The following is a 1,305-nucleotide window of genomic DNA, read 5'->3' as shown; positions in this document are numbered from 1 at the left end:
CTGCTCGCGCGGACCGAGCGGGAGTGACAGGGGCGGGTGGCCGCGGAGGCGACCCGCCACCGCGATTTATGAGGCGTGGCCGCGTTGTGTGTCACATGAGCGACGGATCCCCAGAGACTGTCGACGAATCGACCGACCGCGGCGCACCGTCGCGGCTCGGCCGCGTCCTGCTCGGCGTCGGCCTCGCCGCGCAGGCCTCGGAGGACTTCCGCGACATGGACGACACGATCGAGTACGCCGAGTCGGCGGGCGTCCCGATGCCGGACGTCGCCGCGCCGTTCGCCTCCGGCATGATGGTCGTCGCCGGCCTCGGTGTCGCCTTCTGGCGGCTCCCCCGGATCGCGACCGGCGCGGCGGTCGCGTTCCTGACGGTCGTGACCGCGACGATGCACGACTTCTGGAACGCGGACGAGGACGACAAAAGCGGCGAGCGGCTTGCCTTCTTCGGCAATCTCGCGATGTTGGGCGGGGCCCTGGTGTTCCTGCGGGAAGCGTACAAGAACTGATCGCCTGCGGCGGGCGCAGCGGCTCACGCCGCGGTGAAAAAACGGAAAAGGGCCGGCGAGTTTCCTACTCGTTCAGCACGCTCGACCACTGGCTGGTGTACGTCGCCTGGTTCGGTTCGAAGGAGACGCGCTGGTCGATCGTCCCGTCGCGCTCCTCGAAGGCGCTCACGTACGACTCCTCCAGCGACTGCCCGTAGGCGTCGTTGAGGTACAGCGTGCCGGAGCTTTCGGCGCCGACGTTGTCGCCCGCGGCGAGGTCCGCCATCGCGGGCCCCTGAAGCAGGTCGGAGGGAGCGGTCCGGAAGATGTAGTCGTCGTCCTCCAAGTCCGTCACGTTCGGGTCGGTCGAGGACGGCGAGATGCCGACGACGCCGTTGGGGATGAACACCTGTTCGGCGACCTGGAGGTTGACGTTCGACGACGCCGGGCCGACGACCGCGCCGTAGCCCGCGTTGATGATGGCGTTCGCGCCCGAGATACCCGCCTGCGGGTCCGTCTGGGTGTCTTCCACTCTGGTCTCGACGTCGACGTCGATGTCCGCGTCGTTGACCTGCGTGGCCGCGAGCAGCGCGCCGTCGCGGATCGGGCCGCCCAGCGGCCCGAGGTCGCCGGTCTCCGGCATCAACACGCCGATTCGAGCCGTGAACTCGCCGTCGATTCCGACCGGGTCTTCGGCGGTCGCGTCCTCGTCTTCGTCGGTGAGCTCTTCGCCGAACTCGACGGTGTCGAGGGTGGTGAGCTCGCCGTCCTGAAAGTCGGTGATGTCGTAGGCGGCGGTGGCCATGTCTCCGTTGACGTC

Annotated in this window: 2 protein-coding genes; one reads left to right on the top strand and one right to left on the bottom strand. The window is 68.7% G+C overall.

The window, feature by feature from the left end; genetic code table 11:
- The first annotated feature begins 95 nt into the window (after nucleotides 1–95).
- Complete coding sequence (locus U4E84_RS17600) at nucleotides 96–506, top strand: DoxX family protein (RefSeq protein ID WP_322533377.1); 411 nt, start codon at nucleotides 96–98, stop codon at nucleotides 504–506.
- Between the two features lie 64 nt (nucleotides 507–570).
- Here U4E84_RS17600 and U4E84_RS17595 read toward each other — a convergent pair.
- On the bottom strand, nucleotides 571–1,305 hold a 735-nt coding region (locus U4E84_RS17595), incomplete at its 5' end, for an ABC transporter substrate-binding protein (RefSeq protein WP_322533376.1).

It is taken from the genome of Halorubrum sp. AD140, assembly GCF_034497445.1.
Lineage (GTDB): Archaea > Halobacteriota > Halobacteria > Halobacteriales > Haloferacaceae > Halorubrum.
Note: the sequence above shows the minus strand (reverse complement) of the source record. Positions and strands in the feature narration are given on the sequence as shown.